The sequence below is a fragment of the Thermosynechococcus sp. NK55a genome (assembly GCF_000505665.1).
In the GTDB taxonomy this organism is placed as follows: Bacteria; Cyanobacteriota; Cyanobacteriia; order Thermosynechococcales; family Thermosynechococcaceae; genus Thermosynechococcus.
On record NC_023033.1, the window covers coordinates 2286454 to 2305324 of the forward strand.

General features: G+C 52.6%; 19 protein-coding genes and 1 pseudogene. 8 read left to right on the top strand and 12 right to left on the bottom strand.

Features of this window, described 5'->3' with window-relative positions; genetic code table 11:
• Window positions 1-21 precede the first annotated feature (21 nt).
• Window positions 22-3126 carry a response regulator gene (locus tag NK55_RS12550; RefSeq protein ID WP_024125806.1) on the bottom strand — a complete coding sequence of 1035 codons (3105 nt, stop codon included), beginning with the start codon at window positions 3124-3126 and terminating at the stop codon, window positions 22-24.
• A gap of 121 nt (window positions 3127-3247) precedes the next feature.
• Here NK55_RS12550 and petG point away from each other — a divergent pair, with 121 nt between their 5' ends.
• Window positions 3248-3361, top strand: a complete 114-nt coding sequence (petG, locus tag NK55_RS11155) for a cytochrome b6-f complex subunit V (protein ID WP_011056721.1) — start codon at window positions 3248-3250, stop codon at window positions 3359-3361.
• Between the two features lie 41 nt (window positions 3362-3402).
• Window positions 3403-4752, top strand: a complete 1350-nt coding sequence (der, locus tag NK55_RS11160; protein WP_024125807.1) for a ribosome biogenesis GTPase Der — start codon at window positions 3403-3405, stop codon at window positions 4750-4752.
• Here der and NK55_RS11165 read toward each other — a convergent pair.
• The 3 genes from NK55_RS11165 to NK55_RS11175 are packed head-to-tail and all read right to left on the bottom strand — an operon-like array spanning window position 4749 to window position 7167.
• Complete coding sequence (locus NK55_RS11165; protein ID WP_051372903.1) at window positions 4749-5930, bottom strand: ABC transporter substrate-binding protein; 1182 nt, start codon at window positions 5928-5930, stop codon at window positions 4749-4751. The two genes, der and NK55_RS11165, sit on opposite strands and share 4 nt — an antisense overlap.
• Window positions 5931-5954: 24 nt before the next feature.
• Window positions 5955-6473: an acetolactate synthase small subunit gene (gene ilvN, locus NK55_RS11170; protein WP_011056724.1), complete on the bottom strand. Its 519-nt coding sequence runs from the start codon at window positions 6471-6473 to the stop codon at window positions 5955-5957.
• 49 nt (window positions 6474-6522) lie between these two features.
• Window positions 6523-7167, bottom strand: a complete 645-nt coding sequence (locus NK55_RS11175; RefSeq protein WP_024125809.1) for a J domain-containing protein — start codon at window positions 7165-7167, stop codon at window positions 6523-6525.
• Window positions 7168-7236: 69 nt separating this feature from the next.
• Here NK55_RS11175 and NK55_RS11180 point away from each other — a divergent pair, with 69 nt between their 5' ends.
• Genes NK55_RS11180 through NK55_RS11190 form a run of 3 tightly spaced genes read left to right on the top strand, consistent with a single transcriptional unit; the run spans window position 7237 to window position 8931 of the window.
• Window positions 7237-7788, top strand: a complete 552-nt coding sequence (locus NK55_RS11180; RefSeq protein WP_024125810.1) for a shikimate kinase — start codon at window positions 7237-7239, stop codon at window positions 7786-7788.
• Window positions 7782-8339 (top strand): DUF4126 domain-containing protein, encoded by a 558-nt coding sequence (locus NK55_RS11185; protein WP_024125811.1) that lies wholly within the window; start codon window positions 7782-7784, stop codon window positions 8337-8339. The genes NK55_RS11180 and NK55_RS11185 overlap by 7 nt, the downstream gene beginning before the upstream one ends.
• Window positions 8340-8382: 43 nt before the next feature.
• Window positions 8383-8931, top strand: a complete 549-nt coding sequence (locus NK55_RS11190; protein ID WP_024125812.1) for a pentapeptide repeat-containing protein — start codon at window positions 8383-8385, stop codon at window positions 8929-8931.
• On the opposite strand, the gene msrA is transcribed toward NK55_RS11190, so the two are convergent.
• The 5 genes from msrA to NK55_RS11215 all read right to left on the bottom strand — a co-directional run bounded on the left by msrA (window position 8928) and on the right by NK55_RS11215 (window position 13253).
• Entirely contained in the window at window positions 8928-9587 is a 660-nt protein-coding gene (gene msrA / locus NK55_RS11195) for a peptide-methionine (S)-S-oxide reductase MsrA (RefSeq protein ID WP_024125813.1), read from the bottom strand. The genes NK55_RS11190 and msrA overlap by 4 nt on opposite strands.
• Before the next feature lie 88 nt (window positions 9588-9675).
• On the bottom strand, window positions 9676-10245 hold the full coding sequence (locus tag NK55_RS11200; protein WP_024125814.1) for a DUF4340 domain-containing protein: 570 nt from the start codon (window positions 10243-10245) through the stop codon (window positions 9676-9678).
• Between the two features lie 41 nt (window positions 10246-10286).
• Complete coding sequence (acs, locus tag NK55_RS11205) at window positions 10287-12257, bottom strand: acetate--CoA ligase (RefSeq protein ID WP_024125815.1); 1971 nt, start codon at window positions 12255-12257, stop codon at window positions 10287-10289.
• 60 nt (window positions 12258-12317) lie between these two features.
• On the bottom strand, window positions 12318-12794 hold the full coding sequence (locus tag NK55_RS11210; RefSeq protein ID WP_024125816.1) for a DUF2214 family protein: 477 nt from the start codon (window positions 12792-12794) through the stop codon (window positions 12318-12320).
• A gap of 105 nt (window positions 12795-12899) precedes the next feature.
• A complete protein-coding gene (locus tag NK55_RS11215; protein WP_024125817.1) occupies window positions 12900-13253 on the bottom strand; it encodes a hypothetical protein in 354 nt (117 codons plus the stop codon).
• Between the two features lie 189 nt (window positions 13254-13442).
• Between NK55_RS11215 and NK55_RS14175 the strand changes: the two are divergent.
• Window positions 13443-13637 (top strand): annotated as a pseudogene (locus NK55_RS14175) (ATP-binding cassette domain-containing protein); the annotation flags it as partial.
• Between the two features lie 129 nt (window positions 13638-13766).
• Here NK55_RS14175 and NK55_RS11225 read toward each other — a convergent pair.
• On the bottom strand, window positions 13767-14777 hold the full coding sequence (locus NK55_RS11225) for an FkbM family methyltransferase (RefSeq protein WP_024125819.1): 1011 nt from the start codon (window positions 14775-14777) through the stop codon (window positions 13767-13769).
• A 176-nt stretch (window positions 14778-14953) separates the two neighbouring features.
• On the opposite strand from NK55_RS11225, the gene NK55_RS11230 reads away from it, so the two are divergent.
• On the top strand, window positions 14954-16306 hold the full coding sequence (locus tag NK55_RS11230; protein WP_024125820.1) for an AAA-associated domain-containing protein: 1353 nt from the start codon (window positions 14954-14956) through the stop codon (window positions 16304-16306).
• Window positions 16307-16313: 7 nt separating this feature from the next.
• On the opposite strand, the gene NK55_RS11235 is transcribed toward NK55_RS11230, so the two are convergent.
• Window positions 16314-16658 (bottom strand): carboxymuconolactone decarboxylase family protein, encoded by a 345-nt coding sequence (locus NK55_RS11235; protein ID WP_024125821.1) that lies wholly within the window; start codon window positions 16656-16658, stop codon window positions 16314-16316.
• Between the two features lie 150 nt (window positions 16659-16808).
• Here NK55_RS11235 and NK55_RS11240 point away from each other — a divergent pair, with 150 nt between their 5' ends.
• Window positions 16809-17993, top strand: a complete 1185-nt coding sequence (locus NK55_RS11240; RefSeq protein WP_041429289.1) for a hypothetical protein — start codon at window positions 16809-16811, stop codon at window positions 17991-17993.
• Between the two features lie 2 nt (window positions 17994-17995).
• Here NK55_RS11240 and NK55_RS11245 read toward each other — a convergent pair whose 3' ends face one another.
• Window positions 17996-18802 carry a 7-carboxy-7-deazaguanine synthase QueE gene (locus NK55_RS11245; protein WP_225871812.1) on the bottom strand — a complete coding sequence of 269 codons (807 nt, stop codon included), beginning with the start codon at window positions 18800-18802 and terminating at the stop codon, window positions 17996-17998.
• Window positions 18803-18871 lie beyond the last annotated feature (69 nt).

An 18871-nucleotide genomic window follows, 5' to 3' on the forward strand; every position in this document is an offset into this window, starting at 1 on the left:
TTTTTAGTGTATCGCTAGATGTTAAGTTGTTGGGGTCTGAAGGGGCTGACACTGGCGAAGGGCACGCACCAATTCCTCAAGGTGAATAGGCTTGCTCACATAATCGTCCATGCCTGCATCGAGACAAAGCTGGCGATCGCTCTCCATGGCATTGGCGGTCATGGCAATAATTCGCGGACGGGGTTTCTTGAGCCCTTGAAACAGTTGAGTCACTTCTCGGGTAGCCGTAATGCCATCCATCTCCGGCATTTGCATATCCATCAAGATTACATCGTAGGGCTGCCGCTGCACCGCATCCAGGACCTCCAAGCCGTTGGCCGCAATATCACCGCGATAGCCCAACTTTTCCAAAATCCGCAACGCCACCATCTGGTTGACCTTGTTATCTTCAGCCACCAGAATGCGCAGGGGCGGTAATTCGGTTTTTAGCTGTTCAAAGGATGGCGCTGTGGCTGGTTTGGAGGATACGGCTTTCTGCTTTTCGCAAAATAAATTATTCAGGGCATTGTACAGTGTCGATTGTTTCACGGGCTTGCTGATCAGGCTAGAGAATAGGGTCTTCTCTGACTCCGTGAGGGTATTTCCCAAGGAAGTGAGAAGGATCAGGGGCAATTGACCGTAGGCTGTGCGAATTTGGCGAGCGAGGGCAAGCCCATCCATCTCAGGCATCTGTAGGTCTAGAATAGCTACATCCGGTACCCCTTGTTGTTGGAGAAGCGTAAGGGCACTGGCCCCACTATCGGCCACCAGGGGGTGCATGTTCCATTTTTTGGTTTGTAGCGCTAGAATTTGGCGATTGGTCGCATTATCGTCGACAATAAGAACGCGGCGGTTTGCAAGGTGGCAAGTGTCATTAACTGCCTCTGGTGCCGACTTCGGATTGAGCAAAAACCGCACCGTAAAGTAAAAAACTGATCCGCTCTCGGGTATTGGAATTGACTCATAGGCCGCCGGGGGTGTTCCGCCTACGGTGAGGGGTTCTCCCGCCTTTTTGCTTTCTACCCAAATTTGCCCCCCCATCCGCTCCACAAGGCGTTGGCAGATGACTAAACCTAGTCCAGTGCCGCCATACTGACGAGTGGTGGAGGCATCCACTTGGCTAAAGGGCTTGAAAAGGCGATTCATGCCGGCTGGAGAAATACCGATCCCTGTATCCTGAATGGCAAATAAGTAGGAGTAATATGAGGGCATAAATTCATACTGACTCATCGGTGTTGGCATTGCCTTCACGTAGAGTGTGACATTGCCTTTTTGGGTAAACTTGATGGCATTGCCGATGAGATTGACAAGTACCTGTCGCAGCCGTCCCATATCGCCAATGACAGTGCAGGGCACCCCTGCATCAATGTCGGCAGCAAGTTCCACCTCACGTTCGGCGGCACGACTTGCCAATAGATCGAGGACTTCTTCAACGCAAGTGCACAGATTAAAGGGATAGCTCTCCAGCTCCAACTTACCCGACTCAATTTTCGAGAAATCGAGAATATCGTTGATTACCGCCAGCAGAGCATCCCCACTGAGGCGAATGGTATTGACAAACTCCTGTTGTTGGGGATTGAGGGGGGTGTCGAGCAGCAGTCCGGTCAGACCAATGATGGCGTTCATGGGGGTGCGAATTTCATGGCTCATGGTGGCCAAAAACTCGCTCTTGGCACGGCTGGCTTCCTCGGCAGCTTGGCGCGCTGTTTCTAGGAGCTTTTGCTGCTCCATCATTTGGGAGATATCTTCCCAGGTACCGACAAAACTATCTGTGGCGCTGCTTTGCTGGAGGGGAATGATGCGGGCGTTAATCCAGTGACTGCTGCTATCGTGATGGACAATTCGAAATTTCTCATGGAAAGGTACTCTTTGCTGCTGGCATGTTGCCCAGGCTTTCAAGACGCGATCGCGATCCTCAGGATGGAGACGTTCTATCCACCGCTGTTGAGCTTCCTCTAGGCTGTGAACCTGCAACAGTTGCAGTAGCCTCTGGTTAAGAAACGTGGGTTGTCCTTGGGCATCCAGGGTAAAAATCCCCACAGGTGCCATTTCACTGACACTGCGAAAGCGGGCGTTACTGGTTTCCAGTAGCTTCTGTAAGCTCCGTTTGCGTTGGCGATCGCGGGCTATGAGTAGGACAGCTACGGCGGCCAAGAGACAGAGTGCAGTAAAGGAGAGCAAGAAGTCGCGATTTAAGCGCTCCAGGTATAACTCTATGGAGCTGTTGGGTACGAATCCAATCAACCACCAACGAATGTTACTTTGGAGGCGAGATGAATGCGCTGCGCTCTCAGCAGAGACAGAGTCCTCCTTCAACGGAGAAAAACTTTGATAGACAAATAAGCCATCGGCGCTAAACAGGCTGCCCCTCGACTGATGTTGCATTTGCTGCCACAGAAGGGGGTACTGCTGGCGGACAGTGAACTGCCGTCGCTCAGGAAAATGAAATCCCCACTGCTCGCGAATATCTTCCCCAAGAAGCCAATAGCCCTGATTGTTTGCGAGCAGGCACAACCCTCCTTGGGTGTTACATATCCCAAGCAGCGCCTCGAAAAGATGGTTGACTTGGTAACGGAGAAGGAGCACTCCCTTGCGTGTGGACTGGTGGTACAGAGGTACCCCCACATACACCACCGGCAACGGAAAACGCAGGCTTTCGGTCTCTATAATGTCCACAGGGGAGACAAACACTTGATCAGGAGCTAATTCCCGAAGGAGAGGCCAGTAGGGGGGAGTGGCTTGCAGCGGAGAGCGGGGGGTAATCTGGGGCATTGCCCTCCACTGAAAACGGATTCTGCCCCTGCTATCCAGCACATAAAGGAGATCGTAATACTTCTTAAAGTGATGCCACTGCTCCACTGTGTCCTGTGCTTCTTGATCTATGTCCTCCCTCTGTTCCCTAGCGGTGCTATCAACTAACTCGTGCCAGAGATGAAGGCTGGCCAACACCTTGAGATCATTTACAGTATCGCCGAAGGTATTCGCCAGCATCAAGTTAATATTCTCTAGTTTACTTTCTTGTTCTACTCGAAGCTCCTTGAGAAGCGCCTGCCGTTCGCTAAAGTAAAGTGGTGTCAAAAGAGCAGCTATTGCTGCGGTTGTCGGCAAAAGAAGCTGAAGGAGGGAGAGCAAAGGAAAGCGAAACATGAAGATTCTCACCCGCGGTGACGATTCTTTGAAGAGGAAACTGCCGATGCAACACTTATCAAAACAATTATCAAATAGTGTATCGTGGGGAATGAAGTGATGGTTGAGTTCCGATCGAGCGATGATTGAACCTTTACTATGTGGGATTGTTTTAGGGCTGATTCCAGTGACGTTGGCAGGGCTATTCTTTGCTGCCTACCAACAATACAAGCGGGGCAGCCAGCTTGAACTCTAGGGCATTGCCCAAAACACGATTTGCGAAGACCACTCCTGACTATGGCTTTGCCGATTGTTGCTGTCGTTGGCCGCCCCAATGTGGGCAAATCAACCTTTGTGAACCGCCTAGCCGGCGAACGGGATGCCATTGTCCACGATGAGCCGGGAGTAACTCGCGATCGCACCTACCGACCGGCTTTTTGGCAAGATCGGGAATTTTTGGTCGTGGATACCGGGGGCTTAGTGTTTGATGATGATAGTGACTTTTTGCCCCTGATTCGTCAGCAGGCAGAGCTTGCCCTGCAGGAGGCCACGGCAGCGATTTTTGTAGTAGATGGTCAAGCAGGGCCTACGGCGCTCGACTATGAGATTGCGGCGTGGTTGCGCCAGCTTCCTGTACCCATTTTAGTGGCGGTGAATAAATGCGAGTCGCGCCAAATGGGTCAAGTACAGGCGGCGGAGTTTTGGTCCCTGGGGCTGGGAGAACCCTACCCGATTTCTAGTATCCACGGCAGCGGTACGGGGGAGTTGCTGGATCAATTGATTACCTACTTGCCATCGGGGGAAACGCTTCCCGAGGCGCCGGAGATTCAGGTGGCCATTGCAGGGCGTCCCAATGTGGGTAAATCTAGCTTGCTCAATGCCCTAATTGGGAGCGATCGCGCCATTGTCAGTCCGATTTCAGGTACCACCCGCGACGCCATTGACACAGTGATTGAACACGAGGGCACCCAGTACCGCTTCATTGATACCGCTGGTATTCGGAAACGGACTCATGTGGCCTATGGGCCCGAGATGTTTAGTGTCCATCGTGCCTTTAAGGCCATTCACCGCTCCGACGTGGTGCTGTTGGTGTTGGATGCCCTTGAAGACATTACCGAACAGGATCAACGCTTGGCAGGGCACATCGCCGATCAGGGGCGGGCCTGTGTGCTGATTGTGAACAAGTGGGATGCCGTCCCCGACAAAGATACCTATACCATTAACGCTTATCGCGATCGCCTATATCAGCGGTTGCATTTTCTGGAGTGGGCAGATGCCCTTTTTGTCAGTGCCCATACGGGTCAACGCCTTGACAAAATTTTTGCGGCGGTGGATGCGGCGGTTGAACAACACCGTCGCCGCGTCAGTACAGCAGTGGTGAATGAAGTCATTCAAGAAGCCCTACGCTGGCATACTCCCCCCGCCACTCGCCAAGGCCGCCAAGGGAAAATCTACTACGCTACCCAAGTCGCCACCCAGCCGCCAACATTTGCGATTTTTGTCAACGATGCCAAACTCTTCAAGGATAACTATCGCCGCTACATTGAGAGCCAAATTCGTCAGCAGCTAGGATTTCGGGGTACCCCAATTCGCCTCCTTTGGCGGAGCAAGAAACCTCGTGAAGCTGCTGAGTTGGTTGCCCATTAGGGCTGTCGTTCAACTTTTTTCACCAAGCTAAATTTTCCGCTTTGGCCATCATCACTCATCTCAATCTGACCGACGTAAAAGAAGCGTTGCAGCACCTCTCCCTCAGGTGTAAAGCGAATTTCTCCAAGGGGGGTTTCATAGACTCCCTTGAGAATCTCTTGGTTCAAGGCCTGACGCAAATCTGCAAGGGGCAATTCCGACACGTTCTTTTCTTGGGAAAGGCGCGCTAAGGAGTCCGCAAAGACCTGAACCGCCGTAAAGGCTTGGGCACTGAACTGAGAGGGGACTTGGCCATATTTGGCTTCAAAGGCGTTGCGGAACTTGACGTTCATCGGATCGGGGTTTTCGGAATTATAGGCCTGCGCCACCAGAACCCCATTACAGAGACGACGACAGACAGGGAGGATGTTGACGGTATTGACGCCATTGCCCCCCAAAATTAACCCTTGGTAGCCCAGTTCCCGCAGTTGACGAATGAGGTTACCGCCGTCCGCCGCTAGGCCAGAGATGACAATTAAGTCCGGTTTGACACTGAGGGTGGCATTGATTTGGGCTTGGAAATTTGTATCAGTGGTTTGGGTTTGCTGGACACTCACCAGTTCAAGCTTGGGATGCTCACGAATGGCTTTTTGAAAAATCTCGGTTTCTGACCGACTAAAGGCATCATCTTGGGCAAAGAAGACAGCCACTCGGCGAATGTTGGGGTTAATCTCAAGGGCCGCTTGAATCGCCGTGGGCGCCACCACCTCCACCCCTGCGGAGACGCGACTAATGAAGGCACCAATTTCAGGAATGCCACGGGCTGTATTGGAGGGAGCGACAACCGGTACCCCCGCTTGCTCGGCAATGGGATCGGCACTAAAGGCTTGCTGCGAGAGGGTAGGGCCGACAATACCAATCACGCGATCGCCATTGATCAAGGTTTGAAAAACATTCACTGCGCCGGCCTCATCACTGCCGGTATCCTGAATCACCAGCCGCAGGGTCTGCTCCTTGATTTGGCCTGATTGATTAAAAAATTCGGCGGCGACTCGCACCCCCTGGAGTTGCTCTTGGCCGTAGAGAGCCGCATTACCCGTTTGGGCGAGGGCAACCCCAAGGGGCAATGCATTCTTGTTTGCTGAGGGAGACTCGGTTGCCGTACAACTGCTGAGGGCGATCGCCCCCAATGCAAGCATTAACCAGGGATACTTCACCGCCAATTAGACCCGTGCTTCCAAGGACTTCAGGTATTCTGTATTCACCCCAGACTCGCGCACAAGGGCAATTTTACCGGTGCGGGCAATTTCGCGAATCCCAAATTTATTCAGCATTTGTACTAGGGCAACCATTTTGCCAGGGTCACCGGAGACCTCGATGATTAGTGAATCGTCGGACACATCCACCACCTTAGCGCGGAAAATTTGCACCAGTTCCAAAATTTCAGAGCGGGTACTGGCGGTGGCATTCACCTTCAGGAGCATCAGTTCCCGTTCTACACAGGGAATTGTGGTAATATCCTGCACCTTGAGGACGTTGATCAGCTTGTAGAGTTGCTTGGTCAACTGCTCAATGACAGCATCATCTCCAGGCACCACCATCGTAATACGGGAGATGCCAATTTGCTCTGCCGGTCCTACCGCCAAGCTCTCGATGTTAAAGCCACGCCGCGCAAATAGACCGGCAATGCGAGTGAGGACACCCGCCTCATCTTCCACCAAAACCGATAGGGTATGTTTCATAACTGGGATTGAATCTGGCTGCCGTGCTGGGATGCTGATTCTCTTTAGTTTAGCGGACAAGCCGACACTCTGCGAAGAGGCGGTGGGCAATGCGAAAGAGTTCCTGCCCTGTATGCAGATAGCGATCGTCGTAACTGTGGCTAAATTGCTCTAGCTCGTCGAGACCATCCACCAGTTGATTCAAACAGTAATAGAGGTGGGCTGCCACCTTGGCGACAGCTGCGGGGTTGGGTTGGGCTTGAAATGTATAGCGGGCACGGGTAAGGGCGCGGCGACAGTCCTGCAAGTAGGTGAGGAACTGATCCATGAGGTCATCATCAAAGGGATCGGCAGCGAGGGCATCAATCTGCGGGGGGAGCGATCGCAAGACCGCGTCAATAATCTGAGTCACGGGCTTGTAGGTGAGTGCCAGCCATTGTCCTAGCTCGCGATCGGCAGCTTGGAAACCCCGAACATCGAGCCTAGCGTCTTTGGGGTGGACACGGTACTGGGCATCATAGGCTTGCCGAGACTGCTCATCCCCCAAGATTTCATAGGCGGCGTTAATGGCAGCCATTCGCTCGTGGCTGGAGCGATCGCTGGGGTGGTAGTCGGGGTGATACTGCTTTACTAAGCGCCGATAGGCGGCCTTAATCTCGGCTTGGGTGGCAGTAACGGCCACCTGTAGGGTCACGTAGGGATTGGGCTGGGGCATGGAAATTGTGGGCAGACCTCTATATTTAGGTTAAAGTGCTGATTTGGCGGTGTCGAGAAATGGTTATCTATGGAACTGCAAGAACGCCTTGGGGGAGCCAATATCTATCTTGTGGGCATGATGGGTGCCGGTAAAACCACCACGGGTCGCATCCTGGCACAACGCTTGGGCTACGGTTTTGTGGATACCGATGCTGTGATTACGGAGTTTTGCCAACGACCGATTCGCGAGATCTTTGCCCAAGAGGGGGAGCCTGCCTTTCGCAAGTTAGAACAACAGGTCCTAGCACAAGTCTCTAGTTACCATCACTTGGTGGTGGCCACAGGTGGCGGCATTGTCCTTAACCCGATGAACTGGAGCTATCTGCATCACGGTATTGTGGTCTGGCTTCATGTCCCCCTTGCGGTGCTCTGTCAACGCCTGCGCCAAGATCAAGAGCGGCCCCTACTGCAGGAACAACCCCTTGAGGAACGCTTGAGTGAACTGCTGCAAGCGCGTCAATACCTCTATGCTCAGGCAGATTTAGAGCTAAGGATCACGGTGGAAGATACCCCGGAAACAGTGTGCGATCGCCTGTTGGAAACGCTACCCCATATCTTGAAACCAATGGAACCATGCTAGAGGTTTTGGCCATTCTTTCAGCGGCAGCAGCAGGGGGACTACGCCTGGCACTTCCCCTCCTGTTGATAGGTCTATTGCAGGGGGAACAACTCTGGTCACAGGTACCTTTGTTGCGCCATTGTTCCCCCTATTGGGTAGTTGGTGTGCTGGCTGCTTGGTCGTTCCTGGAGATCTTTCTTTCTGGGAACCTCTGGGGCTACCGCTTCATTATCCTTGTGCAACTGTGCTTTAGCCCCCTTGTGGGTGCCCTCCTTGGCATGACCGTGGCAACAGCAACAGATACACCCCAGTGGCTCATTGGTACCTTTAGTGGTCTTTTTGCCTTTGTGTTGCAATTGGTGCAGGTGGGCTGGTTTTATCGCCTAGGGAAGCTACCCCGTTGGGTCATTGTCGGGCAGGATATCCTGTGTGTGCTGTTAGTTTTATTTGCCCTGAGGGCACCCAAGCAGGGCGGGTTGATTGCCTTACTCCTGTTGTGGTTGGCCGTTCGCAGTGCTAAGGATTGGCAGCAACGACATCGGTACTCCCGTCGCCGCAGGTTAAATTCTTAGCACTTGTGCTAGAGTCTCTCTAGCGTGGCAGGAGGAGGTGGATGTGAAGCGACAGGTATTCATCGCAACAGCAATGATGAGTGGGGCGATCGCTAGCCATACCGCCTTTGCCATGCCTTCCCCCATGCAACAACTTCTGCAAACCAATGCTTGTCCCGGCTGTGACCTGCGGCATGTTGATTTGCGCGGCTATAACTTGGCGGGGGCAAATTTGCGGGATGCCAATCTTGAGGGCGCCAACCTCCAGGATACCAACCTCATGGTGGCCAATTTGGTAGGGGCAAATCTGAGTAATGCCAACCTCACCGCCGCCTATTTAGAACGAGCCAACCTAGAACAGGTCAATCTTAGTGGTGCTAACCTTAGCCGTGCAATTTTGCGCCACAGTCGTGCTCGCCGTGCCAATTTCAGCAACAGCAACTTAACGGGAGCCGATGTCCGCTGTGGGGATTTTCGCCGCGCCAATCTCAACGGTGCTACCTTTGAGCAAGCCAATATGCAGTGGGCACGGTTAAACAATGCCACGGTCGGTCAGACCAACTTTAGCGATGCTTACCGTCCCCGTATGCCCTATCGCCGCCATCTCCCCTAAACGCGGGGGGTAGCACTCATCAGTTCGTAGGGAACCTTGGTGCCCCCAAGGCCGCAGTAGCCATTCACATTGCGGTGGAGGTATTGCTGGTGGTAGGGTTCGGCAAAGTAAAATTCAGGTGCTGGCAGAATTTCAGTGGTGATCGCACCGTAACCTGCGGCTTTTAGGGCTGCTTGGTAGCGATCGCGACTCGCCTCGGCAAGGGCTTTTTGCTCAGGGGAATAGTAGTAAATACCGGAGCGATACTGCGTCCCCACATCATTGCCTTGGCGCATGCCTTGGGTAGGGTCATGGTTTTCCCAAAAGACCTTGAGCAATTCCTCATAGGTCACCTTCTGGGGGTCAAAGACCACCCGCACCACCTCATTGTGACCTGTCATGCCCGTACACACCTCTTCATAGGTGGGATTGGGGGTATAGCCGCCCGCATAGCCCACAGCAGTCACATAGACCCCGGGCACCTGCCAAAACTTGCGCTCAGCCCCCCAAAAGCAGCCCATGCCAAACATTGCTAACTCCATGCCTTCGGGATAGGGAGGAGTGAGGGGATGACCATTAACCAAGTGAGCCTTTGGCACAGGCATGGGTTCTGCTCGGCCGGGTAATGCAGTACTGGGGCTAGGCATTGTCAACTTTTTGAATCCAAAGAATCCCATGATTGATGTCCCCTCGATAGTTCACTACGCTTTTATATTCTGACGAGCTTTTGGTGAGTCGTGCTAGGATTGACTGCCGTCTCAAGCTTTAGTTGGCTGCTTGCTGACGTTCCCATTCCCTTAGGGGGCGCTGGAGGGCATTTTTGAGCTCAAGGGGAACAAGGGTCACTGTCATTTTTTCGCGGGGTTCTGAGGGAGGGTCAATTTCCGCGTAGAGCTTGAGGCCGTCAAAGGTGGTGTCCCCCAGGTGTAAACGGTGCTGCTGGCCGTCTTTGAGAGTGATATCCACAGTGGCCAGGGGGGGAGCAAGGCCATAGTCTCTGGCACGTTCAGTAGGTACGTCGAGGGAGCGATCGCGCTGCCCTGTGGTCAATAAGTTGAGTAAGAAGACGACTGTGCCCTCTTCTGCGGGAGTTTGCTTTTCCCGATCAATCACCCAGTTGCCTGTAGCCAACTTTTTCAAGTTCAGGCTGTAATCAGGGGCAATAATTTTCAACGCCACAACCTCCGCCTCTTGGAAATGGAAGAGGGGTTGCTTGGTTTGGGTATCACTGCTGTTGGGGCCGGGCAGTTGTTGCTCAAAAAGCAAGAGACCACCGCCTAAAATGGCTGCCGTTGCTAAAAGAACTAGCGTTTTTGTGCGGATGCCACTTGCCATGACCTACCAACCAATTATAAGGCCATTGATAGGGGAGACGCTCAAGCCCTTTGGCGCAGCCTATCGAGCACTGAGCGATCCTCCAATGTTGAAGTATCCCCAACCACCTCTTGACCTGCGGCTAGAGAACGCAAGAGCCGCCGCATGATTTTGCCTGACCGCGTCTTGGGCAGGGCATCTGTGAAGCGAATCTCCGCTGGACGTGCCAAGGCACCAATTTCCTTGACAACGTGTTGCTTTAATTCCTGTTGGAGGGCATCACTGGGGGTTGCCGATCCTTCCAGAATCACAAAAGCAACGATCTCTTCCCCTTTGACCTCGTCGGGTTTACCCACAACGGCGGCTTCAGCAACGGCAGGGTGGGAGACCAATGCCGATTCAATTTCCATGGTGCCCAAGCGGTGGCCAGAGACATTGATTACATCGTCAACCCGTCCCATTACCCAAAAGTAGCCATCCTCATCTTTGCGAGCGCCATCGCCGGCAAAGTAAAAATACTGACCATTGCGAGGTGGAATGTGCTCCCAATAGGTGCGGCGGAAGCGATCAGGATCGCCATACACGGTGCGCATCATCCCGGGCCAAGGGTGACGAATGACCAGATAGCCACCCTCATTGACGCCGACAGGGTTGCCCTCAAGGTCCACGACCTCAGCGAGAATCCCCGGGAAGGGCTTGGTGGCAGAGCCGGGCTTCATGGGAATTGCCCCCGGCAGTGAGGTGATCATATGACCACCGGTTTCCGTTTGCCACCACGTATCCACAATCGGGCAGCGCTCACCGCCAATGACGCGGTAGTACCACATCCATGCCTCGGGGTTGATGGGTTCACCCACGGTTCCCAACAGGCGTAAGGAGGAGAGGTTGCGTGCCCGGGGCAAATGTTCGCCCATTTTGATAAAAGCACGGATCGCCGTCGGCGCCGTGTAGAAAATGGTGACCCCATACTTCTCAATCACATCCCAGAAGCAACCGGGATTGGAGGCGCGGGGTGCCCCTTCATACATGAGGGTGGTTGCCCCATTGGACAGTGGCCCATAGACAATATAGCTGTGACCCGTAATCCAGCCAACATCGGCGGTACACCAATAGACATCGGTATCTTGGAGGTCAAAGACCCATTGAGTAGTGATGTGGGTGTAGAGGTTGTAACCTGCGGTGGTGTGGACAACGCCCTTGGGTTTGCCGGTGGAGCCGGAGGTGTAAAGGATAAAGAGTAAATCCTCGCTGTCCATAGGTTCGGCAGCACAGTCGGCACTGACCCCCTTTTGCAGATCGTGCCACCAGTGATCGCGGCCGGGCACCATGGTCACTGGCTGTTGAGTGCGCTGCACCACTAGGACATTTTCAACGGTGGGAACCGCCTGATTGGCTAGTGCTTTATCCACTTGCTCTTTGAGGGGCACAATGGCATCTTTGCGCCAGCCACCGTCAGCCGTCACAACCAGTTTGGCTTGGGCATCAATGAGGCGATCGCGCAAGGCTTCGGCACTAAACCCTCCAAATACCACTGAGTGGGGAGCGCCAATCCGTGCACAGGCCAACATGGCAATGGCTGCCTCTGGAATCATCGGCATATAAATACCGACGCGATCGCCCTTTTTCACCCCTAGTTGCTTCAGGACATTAGCAAATTGGCACACTTCGTGGTGCAGTTGGGCATAGGTAAGGGTGCGGCTATCACCGGGTTCTCCTTCCCAGATCAAAGCTGCTTTATTCTTGCGCCATGTCTTGAGGTGGCGATCCAAGCAGTTGTGGGTGATGTTGATTTTGCCGTTAACAAACCACTTGGCATTGGGGGGCTGCCAATCCAGTACCTGATCCCAAGGTTGAAACCACTCTAATTCCTGCTGTGCCAATTCGCCCCAAAAGGCAGCGGGATCAGCTTTGGCCTTTTCGTAGAGGGCATTGTAGGCCTCAAGGGAATTGATCCGCGCTTTGGCCACAAAATCAGCGGAAGGATAAAAAAGGCGGTTTTCCTGAAGAATGGACTCAATCGTGGGATGACTCATCCGTTTTATCCGTGGCAGCAGGATCTATCATAGGGGCGATCGCCCCCCTGCTGAAGAGTCTTACCGTTGAATCCAATCCAAACCAATCCCCCGCGCCATCATCGCTGCCAAAAAGGGAATAGCGCTGAGAAAAGCCAATTCAGCCCGAATCACCCAAGTCAAGCGCTGCACAGTCGGCAACTCGAGGGTGGGTACTTTCTCTTCCCGCAGCGGTTTAATCCACAGTAGGAAAGAAATCGTCGGATACAGCGACAATAACCCCACTAAAATAAATAAGCCCACTTTGAGGTGAAAGACAGGGTTGCCTAAATAATATTCAGTGCCTTTGCCAAAATAAAGAACCCGTAAGATTCCGGTCACAAGAACGGTAACCGCAGCAATGCCATAGAAGGCATCGGCAATCACCAATCGCCAAGCCTGTTTGAGGTCTAAGTCTTTGCGCAGGGTGAGGTGCTCCACCACAAGGGCAGCAAAAGCCACCATAAGGCTGAGGTAGTGTAGATAGGCGATCGCGGCACTGCTCCAAAGGTCATTCATCCAAAGTGTTCCTTGGCAACTGAGAGACTTTGCAAAAAGGGCTGTATTGATCCTAGGGGGCAGCCTTGGGATGCGCAAGTGCCAACCCCCAGAAGTTTTTAGGCTTTAGCCACGGCCTAGATCTTTGGCCATAGAACGGAAGAAGTCCAAGCTCGGATCGCTGCGACGGCGTTCCTGTTCTTCTGCTGGAGGCGTCATGATATCATTGACACTCGGTTCCAGTTTACCTTTGTTTTCTGCTTCTGGATTCACCCTTTCGATGGAGGAGACCAACTCCACCACTTCTACTTCTTCTTTGGCACCGCCAGTTGCAGGGAAGGTTTTTTTCACGACCCTGGGGGTACGCATGTACTCAATGTTGCCGTAGGTCTTGGCTTCATCGGGATCGAGAAAAAAGTTTTTGCTGGGTGGGGCATCAGCTTGCTTGCCCCGACGGAAAAGACCATCAAAGAGTCCCATAGCCGAATTGTTACCTTTTGTGAAAAACCGCTGATCAGTTTACACTAAACAAAAGCTTAAGGGGGGCTATCAGAAATTCCACAAATGAGTGGCGATCCCTAATCCTGGGGGCAGTTTTTGTCCCTTAGGTTTTCTAACTCTAAATCCTCATGGTAGGTTAACGGTGGAAATGCCACAGGATGCAGAACCATGCAAGCCAAAACCAAAGGGGAATCGCTCGTCCGCTTACTGAATGTTGGGAAGGCCTACCGTCAGCCCAACGGTCAGGTCATTAGCATTATGGAAAACATTGACCTTGAGTTACGCACAGGGGAAATTGTTGCGCTGTTAGGGCCCTCAGGATCTGGTAAATCAACCCTGATGCGCATTATTTACACATTATTACAGGTTGGGCAGTAGCCAGCGATCGCAGGGAAAACAATACTTCCAGCAAGCCTTTGCCAAGCAAAACCAAGTCTCGCGAGGCATTCGGGAAGAAATTCAGCAGTTTAGTCACCGCACGCTTGTCCAAGGCTAGCCCCCTGGCTGCAACAAAAGCTGGGCAATTGGCAGCTCAGTAATATCCCTGTCCATCAGAGGCTGTACTTGTTCCAAGATAGAGAAAATTTCTTGGCGACAGTTCCATTGAGGATTCTCACCGTACTCAAGGGTGAGATGTACTAAAATTTCCAGTGCATAGTCAGGGAAGTCTAGGGCATCCGCGATAGCTGCCAGTTTTAGTAGGTGTACTGGCGTCTGCAGGTGAGCATTTTGCGGCTGTTGATCGTGGCTGAGTAAATCTCGCAGGTAGATCGCATCTGCCCATAGAAGTTGGCCCGTTCGCCGTTGAGACCGTAAAGGTGAAAGGTAACGCGGCAAGCGGCACCAGCCGTCATTAGTTAACAGATCAAAGAGCACAAAGCCTTGCCCTCGCAAGTAAGCATCAATATCACTAAAGAGGGGTTGACCTCTATACACCTCTGAGAACTCAACTTCAATAATAATCCCTAAAGTAGTTGCGGCTAAAAGAGCCTCACCCCCTTTCAAAACATCAAGATCTGCACCTTGAACATCCACCTGGAGAACGTCCACGCTCTCCAGTCCTTTCTCTTGGGCAAAAGCGCTCAGGGTAGTTGTTTCCACCTGGACGGTTGCTTCAATGTTCAGACTAGGGTTAAATCCTTGAAAGCGGGATGTATAACTCAAATTGGGCTCATAGAGAGAGCTGCAGTGGGTTGCACGCGTAATATAAAGGGTTGCTTCACCCACTGCTCGGCCAAGGGCAAGAGGATAGTGCCGCTCAAACCAATGGATTCCTTGGGCTTCGAGAGCAGCATTTGCCTCATCACAAGCCTCTGGATCCGCATCAAAGCCATAAATCTTTAAGTTGGGAGCAAAAATATGCCAAGGGGATTGGGCATAGTTATCTTCACGATAGATTTTGCGAGAACCAACAATGCACAGGGTCAAGGAAATGGGGTCAAGCTTTCCAGCAGTCTTTAGCGTGTTGTTAATGAGTCCCATGGCACGATAGAACTTGTACAAGTGAACCAGTGTTCTGAGTCATGTTCCAAGACTGAGTGTATTTTGCTCAATTCTAGTTACCTAGGCCAGGTAGCCGCTCCGACATCATTGATTTTTTCTAATTTTCATTCCTTGGCTCTCCAAGACTGAAGTCCTCATGATAGTTTAACGGTGGAAATGCCACAGGATGCAGAACCATGCAAGCCAAAACCAAAGGGGAATCGCTCGTCCGCTTACTGAATGTTGGGAAGGCCTACCGTCAGCCCAACGGTCAGGTCATTAGCATTATGGAAAACATTGACCTTGAGTTACGCACAGGGGAAATTGTTGCGCTGTTAGGGCCCTCAGGATCTGGTAAATCAACCCTGATGCGCATTATTACAGGTTTGGTTGCACCTACATCTGGGCAGGTCTTGTACCGCGAGCAGCCAATGCAGGGCTTGAATCCGGGGGCTGCGATTGTTTTTCAAAGTTCGGCGCTCTATCCGTGGCTAACGGTTTTGGAAAATGTGGAGTTGGGTCTAAAGGCCTTGGGAGAAGGTCCGCGATCGCGCCGGCGCAAGGCACTGCGGATGATTGACATTATTGGCTTAGACGGGTTTGAAAATGCCTACCCCAAGGAACTGTCGGGGGGGATGCGGCAGCGGGTGGGATTTGCCCGTGCTTTGGCGGTGGAGCCGGAACTCCTGTGTATGGATGAGCCATTTTCGGCCTTGGATGTGCTGACCGCCGAGAACCTGCGTTTTGAACTTCTCGATCTGTGGCTAGAGCACAAAATTCCTACCCAGAGCATTTTGATTGTCACCCACCACATTGAAGAGGCGGTGATTCTCGCCGATCGCATTATTGTTTTGGGGAGCAACCCCGGTCGCGTCCGCGCTGATTTTCCAGTCACCTTGCCCCACTATCGCGATCGCAAGAACCCCGAGTTTCAAGCCACGGTGGATCGCATCTATAAAATTCTCACTAACCCCCATGTGGACGAATTAGAGGAACTGGAACCCAGGCCAACTACCATTGCCAGCCCTCAGGAACCGCGTTACCCGCTGCTTCCCCATGTGCGCATTGGCTCGATCGCCGGTCTATTGGAACTCCTAGAACACCGCAAAGAGGACCTCTACCGCATTGCCCAGGAGTTGCAATTGGAGCTAGATGATATTCTGCCCATTGTCGAAGGTGCCCAGATGATGGAACTAGTGGAACTGAAAGAGGGGGATATCAGTGTGACCCCTATTGGCAATGCCTTTATTCAGGGGGACATTGACCAGCGCAAGCTGATTATTCGTCAGCAACTCCTCAAGCATATCCGCCTTGTGCAGCAAATCCATACTTTCCTGATGGCCAAGCAAAACCACCGCATTCCTGAAAGTTTGGTGCTGGATATTCTAGAGCGACACTTTACGCCGCAGGAGGCCGAGCGCCAGCTCAATACCGCCATTGACTGGGGACGCTATGCCGAACTCTTTGGCTATGACGAACCGTCTAAGGAAATTTTCCTTGAAGTCAGTGAACCTGAAGAGCCACTGCCCCTTGAAACGACTGCCGTTTGACAACCGCCTAGGGAGACTGTTTTTGGCTAAATTCCTCTAGGGCTTCCATGACGTGGGTGGCATACATCAAGGCAGGACCGCCGTCCATGGCCACAGTCACCATTAGGGTCTCCATGATTTCCGCAGCGGTTGCGCCCGCCTGCAAGGCAGCACGGGTATGGAAGGCAATGCAGCCATCACAATGCTTGGCCACACCAATGGCTAGGGCAATCAGCTCTTTGGTTTTAGTGTCAAGGGCACCAGGGGTTGAAGAGGCACGACTCAAGCTATAAAAGGCTTTCATGGCATCGGGCATCGCTGCCGTCAGCTTTGCCGTGTAGGATTTGATGTGGTTAATTTGTTCGGCGTACATTGCTGTTCTCAAACATTTCGTGTTATGCCTATCATCGCCGCTAAACGGCGCTATCCTACTGAAACTTCAACGTTTTTTCTTCTTTGTGTTCCTTTGATGGCAAAAAGCGGTTAGGGAATAAAATAATTTGGACAATTTCAATGTGTACCTATGCGATTCTATTGGCTAAGTGCGGCAGGTCCTCTGAGTATGATGTTCTTGGCAGTGGGGTGTCAAGCGGCAACGGTGCCGTCAGCACCAGCAGCAGTATCTACAACAGTTACACCGTCCCCTGTTGCTGTATCTTCCCTCTACACCGTACTGGATGAGTTTGGCCAACCTCAGTTTCAAGTGGATGGGCGCAAACTGTTTCGCGATCGCCCCCTGCCACCGCACCGCATTAGCACCGCTCCCATGAAGCTACTGCAAGTGTTGCGCAGCACTCGCCAGTATTTTCAAGACTTTAGTGCAACCGACCCCATTACCCAACGGGAAGGCATTCTGGCGATGAAGGGGGTTACGCTGCCCCAAGTCCTCGAGACGCTAGATTTCATGATTGCGACGCTCACGGTAGATATTAGCCGCAAGCGGCCGATTCGTTTGCAGGACCCCGCATTTATTAATCAGCACTTTCGTGTCATTCAATGGCTGCCCCACAATCCCCGCAATCCAAACCAAACTGAAGAATTGCGCCTCACTAACTACGCGGTATTTACCCATCGCGGATCACGCAGCCGCACGCAGACCTACAATGCGGCCCTTTATGCTCTGCCGCCCCATGTTCCCGATCAACCAGAGGATTTATTTTATAAGCAACTCACAAAGCAACAGGTGCTCGCAGGGATTTTTGAACTGGGTGGCTCCCTCTATGGACGGGTGAAGCCTTTGGCCTACCTGACGAGGAGAGGGCTTGAGGATGCCCTGATGCAGGGGACGATTTTGGTGCAATTTACCGATGGCACTGAAGAATTTTTCAATGTGGATCGCCATAATGATATTCCCTTTGCCAAGGGGCTTGATCCCTATGAGCAGCGGCGCTACTGGTATTTTCGCCAAGTGGCTGCCATTAAGGGCTACGGCAGCACCATTGAGAACAAAATTAATATTGAACCTGAAGTGACGTTTGCTGGCGATGTCTGGAATATTGGTCTTGGCCGAGTCGTTGTAGTGGAAGATACCCAGGGCGGTCGGCCTAAACTGCGCCTTGGTGTGATTGCCGATACGGGGGGAGCTTTTATGCCCAATCTCTATCAGTTGGACTTTTTGGCGGGAATTTTTCCTGACCGTGCCAGCTATCAAGCGGCTGCTCGTCGCATACCCCATTACGTCCGTGCCTATATCCTGATTAAGAAATAAGCCTAGCGCTGGCCGAGAAATTTATGGGTTTGGGGAATGACGCGCACGTGGGTCAGCCGTGCCTTGAGTTGCCCTTGCCACTTGAGGACTTGCTCAGGGGTGGGTGGGGGGGTACAGCGACCGGTACCTACGGGCGTCACAGGTTGGAGAAAGACGGGGATATGGGGGTTTACGCTGGCCACAAGGGTACTGAGCCGATCGAGATCGGCCGGATCAGTGGTGCGGGAAATAATCACTTTGCAAAAGACCTCAACAGAGGCGCGATCGCACAGGCGCAAAAAGACTTCATGGGCTGACCAATGGCATTCACCGCTGACACTGGGGAGCTTGATGTCCATACCCACGCTATCGATAGCGGGAAGAATGAGTTGAAGCGCCTCTGGATGATGTCCGCCCGTTTCAAGGTAGAGGGGCAGGGAGCTGTGGGCCTTGAGGAGGGGCAAAAATGGTGCCAGCGTTGCGGCATGAAGCAGGGGTTCGCCGCCGGTGAGGCTAATACTGTCGTGGATTGGCGGAGTATTGAGCTGCTGTACGGCTTCGAGAATATGGGCAGCAGGGACGGGGTTGGGGATGGCTTGAAAGTGGCGATCGCCACTCTGCTCTTCAATCAGGGCATGGGAGGGAACAAACCATGTATGAGCACTGTCACAATAGGTGCAGCGTAGATCACAGCCTGCCAAGCGAATAAATATTTGCCGACACCCCACATTGGCGCCCTCCCCTTGAATGGCTGAGAAGATCTCCACCAAGGGAAGCGCAATCTGCGCAAGGGAGGAATAATCCTTAATTTGCTGCTCTTTTACAGAAATCACAGGGGGTAGGCAAGCTTGATCACAATGGAGCCCTCTTCCCGATAGTACCTTAAAGATAGTTAGTAG

Excerpts from the sequence above, each read along its gene's own strand:
- NK55_RS12550 (WP_024125806.1), bottom strand. The coding sequence starts at position 3,126 with ATGTTTCGCTTTCCTTTGCTCTCCCTCCTTCAGCTTCTTTTGCCGACA.
- petG (WP_011056721.1), top strand. The coding sequence starts at position 3,248 with ATGATTGAACCTTTACTATGTGGGATTGTTTTAGGGCTGATTCCAGTG.
- der (WP_024125807.1), top strand. The coding sequence starts at position 3,403 with ATGGCTTTGCCGATTGTTGCTGTCGTTGGCCGCCCCAATGTGGGCAAA.
- NK55_RS11165 (WP_051372903.1), bottom strand. The coding sequence starts at position 5,930 with ATGCTTGCATTGGGGGCGATCGCCCTCAGCAGTTGTACGGCAACCGAG.
- ilvN (WP_011056724.1), bottom strand. The coding sequence starts at position 6,473 with ATGAAACATACCCTATCGGTTTTGGTGGAAGATGAGGCGGGTGTCCTC.
- NK55_RS11175 (WP_024125809.1), bottom strand. The coding sequence starts at position 7,167 with ATGCCCCAGCCCAATCCCTACGTGACCCTACAGGTGGCCGTTACTGCC.
- NK55_RS11180 (WP_024125810.1), top strand. The coding sequence starts at position 7,237 with ATGGAACTGCAAGAACGCCTTGGGGGAGCCAATATCTATCTTGTGGGC.
- NK55_RS11185 (WP_024125811.1), top strand. The coding sequence starts at position 7,782 with ATGCTAGAGGTTTTGGCCATTCTTTCAGCGGCAGCAGCAGGGGGACTA.
- msrA (WP_024125813.1), bottom strand. The coding sequence starts at position 9,587 with ATGGGATTCTTTGGATTCAAAAAGTTGACAATGCCTAGCCCCAGTACT.
- NK55_RS11200 (WP_024125814.1), bottom strand. The coding sequence starts at position 10,245 with ATGGCAAGTGGCATCCGCACAAAAACGCTAGTTCTTTTAGCAACGGCA.
- acs (WP_024125815.1), bottom strand. The coding sequence starts at position 12,257 with ATGAGTCATCCCACGATTGAGTCCATTCTTCAGGAAAACCGCCTTTTT.
- NK55_RS11210 (WP_024125816.1), bottom strand. The coding sequence starts at position 12,794 with ATGAATGACCTTTGGAGCAGTGCCGCGATCGCCTATCTACACTACCTC.
- NK55_RS11215 (WP_024125817.1), bottom strand. The coding sequence starts at position 13,253 with ATGGGACTCTTTGATGGTCTTTTCCGTCGGGGCAAGCAAGCTGATGCC.
- NK55_RS11230 (WP_024125820.1), top strand. The coding sequence starts at position 14,954 with ATGCAAGCCAAAACCAAAGGGGAATCGCTCGTCCGCTTACTGAATGTT.
- NK55_RS11235 (WP_024125821.1), bottom strand. The coding sequence starts at position 16,658 with ATGTACGCCGAACAAATTAACCACATCAAATCCTACACGGCAAAGCTG.
- NK55_RS11240 (WP_041429289.1), top strand. The coding sequence starts at position 16,809 with ATGCGATTCTATTGGCTAAGTGCGGCAGGTCCTCTGAGTATGATGTTC.